The sequence below is a fragment of the Streptomyces sp. GL_140 genome, from assembly GCF_057834465.1.
Map to the genome: position 1 here is coordinate 5120330 of NZ_CM174404.1, position 15501 is coordinate 5135830.

General features: G+C 72.9%; 10 protein-coding genes. 9 read left to right on the forward strand and 1 reads right to left on the reverse strand.

The window, feature by feature from the left end; translation table 11 throughout:
- Positions 1–106 precede the first annotated feature (106 nt).
- From AC3IYJ_RS23895 to AC3IYJ_RS23915, 5 genes are all read left to right on the forward strand, one after another.
- On the forward strand, positions 107–2917 hold the full coding sequence (locus AC3IYJ_RS23895) for a protein kinase (RefSeq protein ID WP_489396788.1): 2811 nt from the start codon (positions 107–109) through the stop codon (positions 2915–2917).
- Between the two features lie 117 nt (positions 2918–3034).
- A complete protein-coding gene (locus AC3IYJ_RS23900) occupies positions 3035–4738 on the forward strand; it encodes a serine/threonine-protein kinase (protein WP_489396789.1) in 1704 nt (567 codons plus the stop codon).
- A 201-nt stretch (positions 4739–4939) separates the two neighbouring features.
- A complete protein-coding gene (locus AC3IYJ_RS23905; RefSeq protein ID WP_489396790.1) occupies positions 4940–6565 on the forward strand; it encodes a succinic semialdehyde dehydrogenase in 1626 nt (541 codons plus the stop codon).
- A 41-nt stretch (positions 6566–6606) separates the two neighbouring features.
- Complete coding sequence (locus AC3IYJ_RS23910; RefSeq protein ID WP_489396791.1) at positions 6607–8430, forward strand: GMC oxidoreductase; 1824 nt, start codon at positions 6607–6609, stop codon at positions 8428–8430.
- A gap of 179 nt (positions 8431–8609) precedes the next feature.
- Complete coding sequence (locus tag AC3IYJ_RS23915; RefSeq protein ID WP_489396792.1) at positions 8610–10244, forward strand: hypothetical protein; 1635 nt, start codon at positions 8610–8612, stop codon at positions 10242–10244.
- Positions 10245–10529: 285 nt separating this feature from the next.
- Here AC3IYJ_RS23915 and AC3IYJ_RS23920 read toward each other — a convergent pair whose 3' ends face one another.
- Positions 10530–10790 (reverse strand): chorismate mutase, encoded by a 261-nt coding sequence (locus tag AC3IYJ_RS23920; RefSeq protein ID WP_489396793.1) that lies wholly within the window; start codon positions 10788–10790, stop codon positions 10530–10532.
- A 308-nt stretch (positions 10791–11098) separates the two neighbouring features.
- Here AC3IYJ_RS23920 and guaA point away from each other — a divergent pair, with 308 nt between their 5' ends.
- The 4 genes from guaA to AC3IYJ_RS23940 all read left to right on the forward strand — a co-directional run bounded on the left by guaA (position 11099) and on the right by AC3IYJ_RS23940 (position 15496).
- Positions 11099–12685, forward strand: a complete 1587-nt coding sequence (guaA, locus tag AC3IYJ_RS23925) for a glutamine-hydrolyzing GMP synthase (protein WP_489396794.1) — start codon at positions 11099–11101, stop codon at positions 12683–12685.
- Between the two features lie 123 nt (positions 12686–12808).
- The gene (locus AC3IYJ_RS23930) at positions 12809–13594 is read left to right on the forward strand and encodes a class II aldolase/adducin family protein (RefSeq protein ID WP_489396795.1); all 786 of its coding nucleotides are present in this window, start codon (positions 12809–12811) and stop codon (positions 13592–13594) included.
- 102 nt (positions 13595–13696) lie between these two features.
- Positions 13697–14962, forward strand: coding sequence for a hypothetical protein (locus AC3IYJ_RS23935; RefSeq protein WP_489396796.1), 1266 nt, complete (start codon positions 13697–13699; stop codon positions 14960–14962).
- A gap of 18 nt (positions 14963–14980) precedes the next feature.
- On the forward strand, positions 14981–15496 hold the full coding sequence (locus AC3IYJ_RS23940) for a DoxX family protein (RefSeq protein WP_489396797.1): 516 nt from the start codon (positions 14981–14983) through the stop codon (positions 15494–15496).
- Positions 15497–15501 lie beyond the last annotated feature (5 nt).

Below are 15501 nucleotides of genomic sequence, written 5' to 3' on the forward strand. Positions count from 1 at the left end.
CGCCCCCGGGCGCGAGCCTTGTCAGTGCCGGGACGCGAGCGCCCCGGGCGACGTATCGTGGCAGCCGGGCCACGGGGACGGGTCCACAGCTCTCGGGGGAGGCGAAGTGGAGGACTATGCGGGCCGGATCCTGGCCGGCCGTTACCGTCTGCCGCTGCCGCCGTCCGACGAGTACGAACTGATAGAGACCCGGGCCTTCGACACGCGCAGCGGGCAGGAAGTCCTGGTACGGCAGGTGCCGTTGCCGGAGGTCGTGGACGCGGAGCTGCTGGACGGCACGCGGGACGGCCCGGCCGCCGGCGGCGCGGGGCGCCGCACGCGGGCCCCGGGTGAACTGCCCGCCGTGCGCAGGGCCATCGCGGCGGCGCAGGCGGCGGCGTCCGTGCCGGACCATCCCCGCCTGGACCAGGTCTTCGACGTGTTCGCGGAGGGCGGGTCGCTGTGGATAGTGAGCGAACTCGTACCGGCCCGACCGCTGGCGGCGCTGATCGCCGAGGAACCGCTCAGCCCGTACCGGGCGGCGGAGGTGGCGGCGGACGTGCTGACCGCGCTGCGGGTGCTGCACGCGCACGGCTGGACCCACCGGAACATCACCACGCGCACGGTCCTGATCTGCGAGGACGGCCGGGTCGTCCTGACCGGGCTGGCGGCGGGGGCCGCGGAGGACGCGCTGTGCGGGTACGACCCGGTCCCGTCGCCGGATGCCGAGGGCTTCGCGGGTGCGGGCTCCCTCGCAGAGCCCACGGCTGACCCGGGGGGCGGCGGGTACGGCTCCGCGCCGGGCGGCTCCGGCCTTGCGGGCGCCGCCGGTTCCGGCGAGGCCGTCGGACAGGGTCCGGGGCCGGCCGCCGCCGGTTCCGGGGAGGTCGCCCGGTACGACTCCGGGCGGGACGCCGCCGTCGGTTCGGGGACCGGGTACGGGTACGACTCCGGGCGGATCGAGGCCGAGGCCGGGTATGGCGGCGGGCACGGCTCCGGAGCCGGGTACGACCCGGGGCCGGGTGCCGCCGGGACCTCGGGCGGAGCGGCTGCTGCGGCGAGCGGCGGGAGGGCCGAGTACGCGCCCATCGTGGCTCCGGGGTACGACACCGGGCCGCGGTACAACGACCGCATCGGCCCCGCGGCCGCCGGGGAGCGGCCCGACCTGAAGGCCGCCGCGCGGGCCGGGGCCATCGCCGCGTACCGGGCCGGTGCGCAGGCCGCCGCGCGGATCACCGAGCAGCGCAGGGCCGGTGCGCAGCCCGCGCCGGAGGCCGACGCGCCGGCCGGGGCGCCCGCGGCGGAGCCCAGGCCGGAGGGGTCGAAGCTGCCGCAGGGGTACTCGTACCCGTACGGGGGCCCCCAGAGCGGGGCGTCCTGGCACGGTGCCACCCCGCGCAGCCAGGCCCTGCCCCCGGCGGAGGCGGAGCCGCCGACCTCGCCGGTCCGGCCCGCGCTTCCCGTGCAACTGGCGCTTCCCCAGGGCTACCGCCAGGCGGACGCCCCGGACAGTGCCACCGATCCCGGGCACCCCGGCCCGCCCCGGCCGTCCGACGAGGCCCACGGTTACGGCGGCATCCCGGCTCGGGTCCCGGCCCAGGCCCAGGGCAGCGCTCCGGCCCGGCCTCCCGCGGCGGCCCCGGACCAGGAGAACGTCCGGGCCCGGCCCTCCACGACGGCCCCGGTCCAGGCGAGCGCCCCTGCGCAGGGCTCCGGCGGATGGGGCGGCGGGCCCAGGAGCGGGCTCGCCGCCGAGCGGGCCCGGCAGACGCGGATGGCCGTGGTCGGGGCCGTCACCGAGCGGTGGTCGCCCGAGCAGGCGCAGGCCGTGCACGGGCCGTGGCAGCTGGCTGCACCCGTCGGGCCCGCCACCGACCTCTGGGGGCTCGGCGCGCTGCTGTACCGGGCCGTGCAGGGCCATGCCCCGTACCCGGAGGACAGCGTCGCCGAGCTCGTGGAGATGGTCTGCGCCGAGCCGCCCGCCTTCGCCGAGGAGTGCGGCCCGCTGCGGCCGGTCGTGGAGTCGCTGCTGCGCCAGGACCCGACCGAGCGGCCCGACTTCGAGGAGCTCCGCGGCTGGCTGCGCTCCCTCGTGCGCTCCGCGCCCGAGCCCGACGGCGGCTTCGCGATGCTGCTCCCGATGCCGGAGCCGGATCCCGCGCGGCTGCCCGTCGTACGGCGGCGGGCCGATCTGCACGGCCGCCACCGCAGCGCCGAACACCCCCGCAAGCCGCGCTCGCTGGGGCGTTCCCTGCTGCTCGGGATCCTCGTGCTGCTCTCCGGGGCCGTGGCCTACGCCATGTTCTTCATGCCCCGCTCCGCCGAACCGCAGGCGGGGCAGCGGGCCGCCGGGGTCAAGCCGCCGGCCACCTCGACGCAGAGCCCGGGGGCGACGCCGAGCAAGGGCCAGAGCCCGGGTACCGGTGCGCCCCGCCCCTCCACCAGCCCGCCCGAGTCCAAGCCCGCCGCCCAGACCAACGCCCCCGCGCCGCCCGGGTACACCACCCAGCAGGACGCCGAGCACTTCGAGGTCACCGTTCCGAACGGCTGGGAGCGGCGTGGAATCAACGAGTCCGGACAGGTGCGCTACGTCGACGGGGACTTCGCCCTCACCGTCGTCCCCGGCCGGGACAAGGTGGAGGGCAACCCGGACCCGGCGACGTACCAGAAGGACAAGGAGTCCGAGCTGGCTCCGTACCGCTCCTCCACCTGGTCCAGCGTCAGCGACATCCGCTCCACGAAGGTCGGCAACCAGCTCCGCGTCACCGGCCGGTACACGTGGATCGACGGCAACGGCAGGTCCGTCGTGGCCCGCAACTTCGTCGTCGCACTCGGGGGTTCGTACCACATCGTCCTGGTCACGGGCCCGCTCGACCAGGAGGGCAAGGTCACGGAGGCCTTCGAGCAGGCAACGGCCAGTTACAAATCAGGCGGCTGACGAGCCATTAGTACGGCGATTGCGTCACAGTGCGGCCGCACCACCGCCGAGAGGTTCCGACAGCGCCCGCACGCTCCGTAGTCTGACCGGAAGTGCACAGAGCGGCGGCGGGGTTTCGTGGAACAGCAGACAGGTGCGGGTGCGTTGCTCGCGGGCCGGTACCGGCTCGTGGAGCCCATCGGCAGGGGCGGCATGGGCAAGGTCTGGCGCGCGCACGACGAGCTGCTGCACAGAACCGTCGCCGTCAAGGAGCTGACGGCCGGCCTCTACGTCGCCCAGGCCGACCGGGACGTCATGCACGCCCGGACCCAGAAGGAGGCGCGGGCCGCGGCCCGGATCCAGCATCCGGCCGTCGTCACCGTCCATGACGTGCTCGAACACGACGACCGGCCATGGATCGTCATGGAGTACATCGACGGCCCCTCCCTCGCGGACTCGGCGAAGACGGCCGGGCGGATCGAGCCCCGGGAGGCGGCCCGGATCGGGCTGCACGTGCTGCGCGCCCTGCGGGCCGCGCACGCGGTCGGCGTACTGCACCGGGACGTGAAGCCCGGCAACGTCATGCTCGCCAAGGACGGGCGGGTGATGCTCGCGGACTTCGGGATCGCCGCGATCGAGGGCGACTCCTCCATCACGCGCACCGGCGAACTCGTCGGCTCCATCGACTACCTGGCCCCCGAGCGGGTCACGGGCGGGCCCCCGGACCCGGCTTCCGACCTGTGGGCGCTGGGCGCCACGCTGTACACGGCGGTCGAGGCCCGGTCGCCGTTCCGCCGCACTTCGCCGATCTCCAGCCTCCAGGCCGTGGTCAACGACGAGCTGCCGCCCCCGACCCACGCGGGCCCGCTGGCCGCGGTCATCACGGCCCTGCTGCGCAAGGACCCGGCGCACCGGCCGTCGGCCGCCGACGTGGAGCAGATGCTGCTGGAGGCGATGGAGGGCCGCGAGCCCAAGGCGGCGCAGGAGTACGTGCCCACGCGCGCGCTCGGCTCCGAGGAGCTGGGCCGCCTGCGCGGCGAGTCCGCGGACACGGCCGAGCTGCCCGTCGGGTCGCACCCGCCGGCGACCGGGCCGGTAGCCCAGGGTCACGGCCCGGACCACGGCCAGGTCCACGGCCACGGCCAGGTGAACGCCCACGGTCAGACCCAGGTCCAGGGCCGGGGCGGCCCCGCCGCGGGCCGCGTCCGCCGCGCGGCGGTCGTCGCCCTGGTGGCCGCGCTGCTCGGCGGCGCGGGGGTGTTCGGGGTGCTGAAGTACACCGGGGACGCGGGCGGGGACGGAGCCGGCGCGGATCCCGCCAGGAGCGCGAGCGCATCCGGCTCGCCCGGGACCGATGACGCCAAGGGCGAGGCGGCGGCCGTCGTACCGGCCGGCTGGCACAAGGTCGAGGATCCGGCGGGCTTCTCGCTCTTCGTCCCGGACGGCTGGACCCGCCGGATGGACGGCGGCCAGATCGACTACACGCCGGACGGCGGCAAGCACTTCATCCGGCTCGCGGTCACCTCGAAGCCGGAGTTCGACAACCCGTACATGCACCTGCTGGACCTGGAGAAGCAGCTGGCGAAGCGCTCCGACTACGTGCGCGTGACGCTGCACCAGAACACCTTCCGGGGACAGGTCAAGGCCGGTCTGTGGGAGTTCACCTGGACGGAGAAGACCGGGGCTTTCACCGGGCCCCGGCGTGCGATCGAGCAGATGTACTACGGCCCCGACGGCACCGAGTACGCGGTGTACATGTCGAGTCCGGCCGCCGACTGGCAGGCGACCCGGTCGCAGTTCGACACCGTGCTCACCGGCTGGCAGCCGGGCTCCGCGGGCTGAGTCGGCAGAGCTGAGTCGGCAGAGCTGAGTCCGCGGGCCGAGTCCGCGGGCCGGCTCCGGCTCCGGCCGGGCCCGCGGGCGCCTCCCCGGCGGCCCGGGGCCCCGGAATTCCGCCATCCTGCCAGCGATCACTGGCGGAAATGGCAAAATCCGGTTACCGGCGGGTACCCAAAGCCTCCCGGGCGCAATACGCTCACCGGCATGACGGACACGCAGGCCCCGGCCCTCCGCAGCGCCCCGCAGCCCACCAACCCGGTCGCCCCCGCCCCGGCCGGCGCCCGGAGCGCCGCCGACGTGGTGACCCCCGAACTGGTCGCCCGGCTGATTCGTGGCGTGGCCGGCTCCGGCCGCACCGCCAACCACAGCCCCTTCACGGGCGACAAGCTCGCGGACCTCCCGGAAGCCACCCCCGAGGAGGTGGCCGAGGCCTTCACCAGGGCCCGCGCCGCGCAGTCCGCCTGGGCCGCCGTGCCGGTCCGCGCACGGGCCGCCGTACTGCTGCGCTTCCACGACCTGGTCCTTTCGCGCCAGGCCGAGGTGCTCGACCTGATCCAGCTGGAGACCGGCAAGGCCCGTCTGCACGCCCACGAAGAGGTCCAGGCCGTCGCCATCTCCGCGCGCCACTACGGCCGCAAGGCACCCTCGTACCTGCGCCCCAAGGGCCACACGGGCGCCATGCCCACCCTCACCAAGGTCACCGAGCTGCGCCAGCCGCGCGGGGTCGTCGGCCAGATCGCCCCCTGGAACTACCCCTTCGAGCTGTCCATCGGCGACGCCCTGCCCGCCTTCGTCGCGGGCAACGCCGTCGTGATGAAGCCCGACACCGAGACCGCGCTCAGCGCGCTGTGGGCCCGCGACCTGATGATCGAGGCGGGGCTCCCGGCGGAGGTGTTCCAGATCGTCCTCGGCGAGGGCCCGGTCGTCGGCCCCGAGGTGGTCCGCCACGCCGACTACGTTTCGTTCACCGGCTCCACGCGTACCGGCCGCGAGGTCGCCCAGGGCGCGGCCGCCCGCCTGGTCGGAGTCTCGCTCGAACTCGGCGGCAAGAACGCCATGCTCGTCCTGCGCGACGCCGACGTGGAGAAGGCCGCCGCAGGCGCCGTCCGCGCCTGCTTCTCCTCCGCGGGCCAGCTCTGCATCTCCATCGAGCGCCTGTACGTGCACGCCTCGATCGCCGACGAGTTCATCGCCCGCTTCGCCGCCCGCACCAAGGCCATGCGGCTGGGCGCCTCCCTCGCCTACGGCGCGGAGATGGGCTCCCTGGCCGGCGAGCGCCAGCTGGAATCCGTGACGAGGCACGTGGACGAGGCCGTGGCCAAGGGCGCCACCCTCGTCGCGGGCGGCGTCGCCCGCCCCGACATCGGCCCGCTCTTCTACGAGCCGACCATCCTCGAAGGCGTCGAGGCGCCCATGGCGGTGTGCGGGGAGGAGACTTTCGGCCCGGTGGTCTCCGTCTACCGCTTCACCGACGAGGACGAGGTGATCGCCCAGGCCAACGGGACGTCCTACGGCCTGAACTCCAGCGTCTGGACGAAGGACTCCCGCCGCGGCCACGCCGTCGCCGCCCGCCTGCGCACCGGCACCGTGAACATCAACGAGGGCTACGCCCCCGCCTACGGCAGCGCCGCCGCCCCCATGGGCGGCATGAAGGACTCGGGCCTCGGCCGCCGCCACGGCTCCGAGGGCATCCTCAAGTACACCGAGGCCCAGACCGTCGCCCACCAGCGGCTGCTGCCGATGGGGCCCTCGCTGGGCATGGACGACGAGAAGTACGCGGCCTTCATGACCCGCAGCCTCAAGGTCATGAAGGCGCTCCGACTCCGCTAGTCCGCTGGTCCGCTAGTCCGATCCGTTGGGGAGGCACCGCAGTGTCGTACGACGACGCAGAGGCAGACACAGACGAAGACGTGTACGACTACGACGTCATCGTCATCGGATCGGGCTTCGGAGGGTCGGTCTCGGCACTGCGGCTCACCGAGAAGGGCTACCGGGTCGGCGTCCTGGAGGCGGGCCGCCGTTTCACCCGCGAGAGCCTGCCGAGGAACAGCTGGGACATCCGCAACTACCTGTGGGCCCCGGCCCTCGGCCTGTACGGGATCCAGCGCATCCACCTCCTCGGCAACGTGATGGTGCTCGCGGGAGCCGGCGTGGGCGGCGGCTCGCTCAACTACGCCAACACCCTGTACGTCCCGCCCACCCCCTTCTTCGAGGACCGGCAGTGGGCGTCCATCACGGACTGGCACGCGGAACTCGCCCCCTACTACGACCAGGCCAAGCGGATGCTGGGGGTGCGGCTGAACCCGACGATGACCCCCTCCGACGTGCACCTCAAGGCGGCCGCCGCCGTGATGGGCGTCGCCGACTCCTTCCACATGGCCCCGGTCGGCGTCTTCTTCGGGGACGGGGACGACGGCGAGGACCAGGCCAAGGTCCGGCCCGGGGACGAGGTCGCCGACCCCTACTTCGGCGGCGCCGGCCCCGCCCGCAAGGCGTGCACCGAGTGCGGCGAGTGCATGACCGGCTGCCGGCACGGCGCGAAGAACACCCTCAATGAGAACTACCTCCACCTCGCCGAGCGGGCCGGCGCCGTCATCCACCCGATGACGACCGTCACCGCCCTCTCCGAGGACCCGGCCGGAGGCCACCGCGTCCGCACGGTCCCCACCGACGGCCGCCGCCGCGGCAAGGCCAAGGTGCTGCGCGCCCGCTACGTGGTCGTCGCGGCGGGCACGTACGGCACCCAGACCCTGCTGCACACGATGAAGGACCTCGGCGAGCTTCCCCGCCTGTCGGACCGGCTCGGGGATCTGACCCGGACCAACTCCGAAGGCCTCGTAGGCGCTCAGACCGATGACCGGCGCTACCGCAAGCGGCACGGCAAGGACAGGCGCGCGGACTTCACCCGGGGCGTGGCCATCACCTCCTCCGTGCACCCCAACGCCGACACGCACATCGAGCCGGTGCGCTACGGCAAGGGCTCCAACGCCATGGGGTTCATGACGATCCTCCAGGTGCCGTACTCCCCGCACCGGGTCCGGGCCTGGTTCGGGCGCACCGCCAAGCATCCGGTGCAGCTGCTGCGCTCGCTCTCCAACCGGCGCTGGTCGGAGCGGACCATCATCGGTCTGGTCATGCAGTCGCTCGACAATTCCCTGACCACCTACCGCAAGCCAGGCGGGCTCGGGAAGGGCCTGCTCACCGCCCGCCAGGGCCACGGAGCGCCCAATCCGGTACAGATCGCCGAGGCCACTCAGGCGGCGACGCTGCTCGCGGAGGAAATCAACGGATTTGCGGGCAGTAACGTGGGCGAGCTGATGGGCACTCCGCTGACGGCCCATTTCCTCGGCGGCTGCCCGATCGGTGCCTCGCCCGAGGAGGGCGTGGTCGACCCGTACCACCGGCTCTACGGGCACCCGGGCATCTCGGTGGTGGACGGCTCGGCGGTCTCCGCGAACCTCGGGGTCAACCCCTCGCTGACCATCACCGCGCAGGCGGAACGGGCGATGTCCTACTGGCCGAACAAGGGCGAGCACGACTCGCGCCCGGAGCAGGGCGCGGCCTATGCCCGCCTGTCGGCGGTGGAACCGGCCCGGCCGGCGGTCCCGAAGGAGGCCTTCGGGGCGCTGCGCCTGCCGTTCCTGGCGGTCCCGGAGATCCCGCCGCGCGCCGGGGCGCCGGAACCGGCGCCGTGAGAGCGGAACGAAAAACGCGGTGGGGACGGCGCTCCCCCTCCGAGCGCCGTCCCCACCGCGGTACATAAGTGACAGATGTTCAAGCTTGATGGTTGTACCGGAATCCGGGACTCACGTCTGTGGTCTCCGTCACACAGGAAGATGTGCAACTGCGACGGGTGTTCGATGGTCAAGGGGGCATGAGAAAGCGCATCTCCCTGCTGGCCGCCTGCGGCCTGGTGGCCGTCGGACTGGCCACCACCCCCGCGAAGGCCGCGGACCCCGTCTTCACCCTCACCGCGCCGTCCGCGATCGGACTGAGGCCGTACCCCGCCCAGGGCGGTGAGGCGCAGAGGACGACCGTCGACTTCCGGCTCGACAGCCCGATGTCGGAGGTCTTCGACGGGCCGGTCACCTTCACGATCGACCTGACCAGGCTCAAGGGCGTCGCCGACGTCTCGCTGAACAAGGAACACGGGGCCACCGCCGACTGCAAGGTGACCGACACCGCGGTCACGTGCACGGACAACTACCTCTGGCCGCGGGACAGGACGGTCGCGGCGCTGTACGTGAGCGCGGCCAAGGACGCCAAGCTCGGTACGAGCGTCGACCTGACGATGACCGGCACGGCCAAGGGGGCCGGCTTCCGGTCGGCCACCACCAAGGTCAAGGTGGGCGGTCCCGACCTGGTGCTGGCGGACGCCGGGCTCAAGGAGGAGATGAAGCCCGGCGGGACGCAGTCCCTGCCGATCGTCGTCTCGAACACCGGCACCGAGTCCGCTCGGGGCCTGTCCCTGGTCGTGCACAACACCCACGGCCTGGGCCTCGTCGAGCGCTACGACAACTGCTCCTACGGCGGCGACGGGTCGGGGCAGAACCCCTGGCAGGACGGCACCACGGTCTGCACCGTCGACGACGAGATCAAGGCGGGCCTGGTCTACGAGACCGACCCGCTGACCCTCAAGGCCGCCGCGCACGGCCTCTTCGAAGGCCTGACCTACGCGGTGTACGAGAAGGGCGGGGAGCCGAAGTTCCCGGGGGCGTCCACGAAGCAGCAGACGGGCAAGAAGCTGACGCTCAAGGAGCGGCCGGCCAAGACCGCGCGGCTCTCCGCGGATCTGGACCCGCAGGACAACTACCGCGAGTTCGACCTCCACGTGACGAACACCGCCGACCTCGCGGCCACCCCGGTCTCCCTCAAGGGCAAGGCGGGCGAGACGGTCAAGGCGAACCTGGGCTTCCAGAACAACGGTCCGGCGTGGGTCGCCTACCTCCGCTCCGGTGAGAGCGTGACCGTCACGGACATCGTGATCCCGGCCGGCGCGAAGGTCACCAAGGTCGCGAAGTACTGCACCGGCGTCAACGCGGACGGCAGCTACCGCGAGGAGCAGCTGGGCGCCCCGCGCTACACCTGCGCGTCCTCCAACGAGGTCGGGGAGAAGGAGAAGGTCGGCTACCCGTTCGAGCTGAAGATCGAGAAGGTCGTCGAGGACGCCAAGGGTTCGGTCACGACCGGTCAGTGGCGGGGCGGCTCGACCGAGCCGCAGGGCTGGGACTCGAACCACGACAACAACCGGGCCGCCTTCGTGATCAACGCCAAGGGCGGCACCACCACGCCGACCCCGGGTCCGAGCGCGAGCACCGGTACGCCGGGCCCGACCCCGAGCGCCTCCGCCTCGGCCGCTGCGGGCGCGGGCAACAACGCCAAGCCCAACGGTGGCCTGGCCTCCACCGGCAGCACCGCCGGCCCGATCGCGATCGGCGGAGCGGTGCTCGTCGCCGCCGGTGGCGCGCTGTTCGTGGCCTTCCGCCGCAGGGCCGCCGCGCGCGCGTAGCTCCGTAGCGCCGTGGAAAAGAAGAACGGCCGACCCGGGGCGTCCCCCGGGCCGGCCGTCCTTCCATGGGGTGACCGGGCTGCTGTCCCCTGCCGTCCGGTCACGCGAAGGAGCGAGGTCCCACGACGCGCGCTCCACAGTGCGCACGTCTCATCGCTCCAGCGGAGCCACGCGTGGTGTTGCGGTTCCGCGCCTGGCTGGCACGGACACCCGCATCAACGAAGGGCCTCGGGGGCGGTCACGGTCCGGACGGGTGACGAACACGCGTCACGGGAACCCGCGGCCTCAGACGCGGCCGCGGCACAGCTCCAGCAGGGTCATGGCGAGGGTGGTGCCGGGCTTGCCGAGGGCGTCGCTCCAGTGGCCCAGCACCTCCATCTCCCGGGACAGGTGCACCCGGCGCCCGCCCGACTCGATCCGGGCCTCCTGGATGACGGTCGAGACGGCCATCCGCTCCTGGATCAGCCCGATGATCCGGTCGTCGAGGGCGTCGATCCGCTCGCGGGAGTCGGCGATCAGCTGCTCGGGGGTGGTGGTGACGCTCATGGTCTCTTCTCCTGCTGGTCGTGTGGTGATCTTGCCCGGCAGGAGCGGAACGCCAGAGCGCCCCGGTCCTGTCCGGACCGGGGCGCTCTTGGAAGTCAGTGGCTCAAGCGAGCATCACGATGACCCATGGCGACCGGACCGGCCGGTGCCATAGGTAAAGAGGAAGCTCAGCTGCTTGCGCATGGAACGGATTATGGCCCTCTGTGCCGCTCCGGACCAAGCAGGTTCGGATGGTGAGACGAAGAGGCCCACCCGTCCCCCGTTAGAATCGACAAAACAACCCCCTCTTCCGCCGGAAGGCCTGCCCCGTGCCTGAAGCCATCTCCGCCACCCACGACAGCGCTCCGGACACGGTTCTCGTCGTCGACTTCGGTGCCCAGTACGCCCAGCTCATCGCCCGCCGAGTCCGCGAGGCACGGGTCTACTCGGAGATCGTGCCCAGCACGATGCCCGTGGCCGAGATGCTCGCCAAGAACCCCAAGGCGATCATCCTCTCCGGCGGCCCGTCCTCCGTGTACGAGGAAGGCGCCCCCCAGCTCGACCGCGCCCTCTTCGAGGCCGGCATCCCCGTCTTCGGCATGTGCTACGGCTTCCAGCTGATGGCGGTCACCCTCGGCGGCACCGTCGACAACACCGGCTCCCGCGAGTACGGCCGCACCCCGCTGGCCGTCTCCAAGGCCGGCTCCACCCTCTTCGAGGGCACCCCCGAGAACCAGTCGGTGTGGATGTCCCACGGCGACGCCTGCTCCGCCGCTCCCGAGGGCTTCACCGTCACCGCGTCGACCGACGTCGTACCGGTCGCGGCCTTCGAGAACGACGAGAAGAAGCTCTACGGCGTGCAGTACCACCCCGAGGTGATGCACTCCACGCACGGCCAGCAGATCCTGGAGCACTTCCTCTACCGCGGCGCGGGCCTGGCCCCCACCTGGACCACCGGCAACATCGTCGAGGAGCAGGTCGCGCTCATCCGCGAGCAGGTCGGCGACAAGCGCGCCATCTGCGGCCTCTCCGGCGGCGTGGACTCCGCCGTGGCCGCGGCGCTCGTGCAGAAGGCCATCGGCTCGCAGCTCACCTGCGTCTACGTCGACCACGGTCTGATGCGCAAGGGCGAGACCGAGCAGGTCGAGAAGGACTTCGTCGCCGCGACCGGCGCGCGACTGAAGGTCGTCGACGCCCAGGAGCGCTTCCTGAACGCGCTGGCCGGGGTCTCCGACCCGGAGACCAAGCGCAAGATCATCGGCCGCGAGTTCATCCGCGTCTTCGAGCAGGCCCAGCTGGAGATCCTCCAGGAGGACGGCCCCGCGGTCGCCTTCCTCGTCCAGGGCACCCTGTACCCGGACGTCGTCGAGTCCGGCGGCGGCACCGGCACCGCGAACATCAAGTCCCACCACAACGTGGGCGGGCTCCCCGACGACATCGAGTTCGAGCTCGTCGAGCCGCTGCGCCAGCTGTTCAAGGACGAGGTCCGGATGGTCGGCCAGGAGCTCGGCCTGCCCGCCGAGATCGTCCAGCGCCAGCCGTTCCCGGGCCCCGGCCTGGGCATCCGCATCGTCGGCGAGGTCACCAAGGAGCGCCTGGACCTGCTCCGCGAGGCCGACGCCATCGCCCGCCACGAGCTCACCGCGGCCGGCCTGGACCGCGAGATCTGGCAGTGCCCGGTCGTCCTGCTCGCGGACGTCCGCAGCGTCGGCGTCCAGGGCGACGGCCGCACCTACGGCCACCCGATCGTGCTGCGCCCCGTCTCCTCCGAGGACGCGATGACCGCGGACTGGACGCGCATGCCGTACGAGGTGCTCGCCAAGATCTCCACCCGGATCACCAACGAGGTGCCGGACGTGAACCGTGTGGTCCTGGACTGCACGAGCAAGCCCCCGGGCACCATCGAGTGGGAGTAGTCCCCACCTTCCGCAGCATGTGACGAGGCCGCCGCTCCCGGGCAGGGAGCGGCGGCCTCGCCGCATGTATGGCCTCTTCGGCCGCTCGCCGGTACCTTGCGCCGCGACCTTGAAGGAGGGGCCATGGCCGAGCAGCCGGCACGCGCAGTCGCACTCCCGCCCGCACCCGTGCCCGCCGAGCGGCTGGGCTTCGAGATGCCGCCGGTGTTCGCCACCGCCGCCGAGGAGCGCGCGCACCGCAAGGAGCGGCTCGCCGGGGTGCTGCGGCTGCTGGGGCGGCTCGGGTACGAGGACGGGGTGGGCGGGCACGTCACCGTGCGGGACCCGGAGTTCGAGGACTGCTACTGGGTCAACCCCTTCGGCCGGCCCTTCGGGGCCCTCGGCCCCCAGGACCTGCTGCTGGTCGACGGGGAGGGCCGGGTCCGCCAGGGGGAGCGCCGGGTCAACCAGCTGGCCTTCGCCGTGCACGCCGCCGTCCACCGGGCCCGGCCCTCCGTGGTGGCCGTCGTGCGCACGCAGGCCCCGTACGGCAGGGCGCTCGCGGCCCTCGGTGAACTGCTGGCCCCGATCACGCAGGAGGCCTGCGCCTTCTACGAGGACCACGCGCTCCTCGACGAGTACGCCCCCGCCGGGGACGCCGGCCGGATCGCGGACGCGCTGGGCCCGTACAAGGCGCTGGTCCTGCGCAACCACGGGCTGCTGACGGTGGGCGGCTCGGTGGAGGCCGCGGCCTGGTGGTTCATCGCGGCGGAACGGGCCGCGCAGGTGCAGCTGATCGCGCGGGCGGCCGGGAAACCCGTGCTCATCGGCCATCACGGCGCGCTCGCCACCCGGGAGCGGTTCGGGTCCGATCTGGCGGCCTGGGCGAACTGTCAGCCGCTGCTGGAAGAGGTGGCGTCAACATCATGAACGGTTAATCACCTGCTCTGACATCGTGCGCAATCCGGAACACTGCCGCAGTGGTGCACAATTCGCTGGCATTGCACCGTAGTTCAGAGAGGCGGCACGTTCGTGGCTGTCCAAGAGATCTCCCGACCCACCCATGGCGGCAGCTGCACCTGTGAGGACTGCCCGCACGGGGCGCGCGAAGGGCACCGGCGAGCCGTCGCCGCGTTCCTGGAGAAGCGCGACGAGTTCGCCGCCGGGCAGGGGCTGCCCGCCGCGGTGGCCCACTCGCTCGGGGCCTCCCGGCAGTGGGTTTCCGACGAACTGACCCTGTCCGCCCGGACGGTCGCCGACCGTGGGCGGGAAGCCGGGCACTCCTGGCTCTACCTGCTCTCGCGGCGGGCCGTGCTCGCCGTGTGGATCGCCGCAGGAGTGCTCCTCGTCGTCCAGGTCGGCACCGCGCTCGGCACTGGCTGGTCCACCGCGCGCACCGCCGCACTGCTGGCCGCGCTCGTGCTGGCCGCCCTGCTGACCGTGGCGGCCCGCGCGCAGACCCTGCGGGGCGGGCTGCTGGCCCCGCTGGTCGGCGAGGACAACCGGCTCTCCACCTCGAAGGCGGTGCCCAGCGCCTGGCTGGTCCTCACCGCCTTCGCGACGCTGCTCCCCGCGCTGCGGCTCGCGGCCTCCGAGCCCGGACCGGAACGCCAGGCCCTGTACGCGGGCCTCGCGCTCGGGCGGGCCCTGCCGCTGCTGGCGGTGCTCGCGCTGACCTCGGCGGTCGCGGTGCTCGTGCGCCGCGTGGTCTCCGTACGGATCATGGGGCAGCGGCTGCAGAAGCTGCCGGCGGACCGGCCGCGCGGGGCCGACCTGCTGACGGACGACGCGGGCCGGGGCTCCTTCCCGGACGCGCAGTACGTACTGGTCTCCACGGTGGTACTGGCCTTCGCGGCCGTGTCCCTGGCCCGCTTCCCGGACCGGCTGCCGCAACTGCCGTGGGCGCTCGCGCTGCTGGTGGCGCTGTCGGCGGCCGTGTACCTGGCGGCCAAGTACTCCGAGGGCAGCCGCCCGCTGGTGCTTTCGGTGGTGCGCAGACGCGAGCCCGGGGACCTGGACGCGGCGATCCGTCCCGGGGACGACATCGAGATCCGGGGCGTCGGCTTCGTGCCGCCCGGGGCGCAGACGCCGGAGATGCTGGCCCGGCTGGTGGTCCGGGTCGGGGCGGTCCACGTGCACGTGCCGCTGGTCCCGGTGGCGGGCGGTTTCACCAATCCGTCCGACGCGGTGCTGACCGTCCCGGTGCCGGCGGAAGTGGAACCCGGACGCATCGAGATCCAGGTGGTGACCGCCGCCGGAGTGGAATCCAACCGGTGCACCATCGACGTGGCCGAGTGAAGCGGGTACACATGTCGCGTGACCCGAACTGACGTCCCTTCCGGCGCGCGCGCCGACGAGCCCGTGGGCCTGCGCGCGGTCGCCGCCCGCCACGCGCTGCTGCCCCTGCGGATCTTCCTCGGCGTGACCTTCGTCTACGCGGGCCTGGACAAGCTGACCGACTCCGCGTTCCTCTCCGCCACCGGCGACGGCTCCATCGGCGAGCTGATGCGCGGGGTGCGCGACACCTCCGCGATCCCGGCCCTGGTGGACCTGTCCCTGAAGGCGCCCGTCGGCTTCGCCGTCGCCCTGGCGATCGGGGAACTCCTGGTGGGCCTGGGCGTCCTGGCCGGCCTGCTGACCCGGCTCGCGGCCATCGGCGGGGCACTGATCTCGCTCAGCCTGTGGCTCACGGTGTCCTGGGCGGTGACCCCGTACTACTACGGCAACGACCTCGTCTACCTGATGGCCTGGCTCCCGCTGGTCCTCGCCGGGGCGCCCCTGTGGTCGCTGGACGCTCTGATCGGGAGCAGGCGGCGGGTGGCTGCCGACTGAGGGAT

What these genes read in the sequence shown, in the direction of transcription:
- AC3IYJ_RS23930 (WP_489396795.1), top strand. Translation starts at nt 12,809, where the DNA reads ATGGCCGAGCAGCCGGCACGCGCAGTCGCACTCCCGCCCGCACCCGTG.
- AC3IYJ_RS23905 (WP_489396790.1), top strand. Translation starts at nt 4,940, where the DNA reads ATGACGGACACGCAGGCCCCGGCCCTCCGCAGCGCCCCGCAGCCCACC.
- AC3IYJ_RS23915 (WP_489396792.1), top strand. Translation starts at nt 8,610, where the DNA reads ATGAGAAAGCGCATCTCCCTGCTGGCCGCCTGCGGCCTGGTGGCCGTC.
- AC3IYJ_RS23920 (WP_489396793.1), bottom strand. Translation starts at nt 10,790, where the DNA reads ATGAGCGTCACCACCACCCCCGAGCAGCTGATCGCCGACTCCCGCGAG.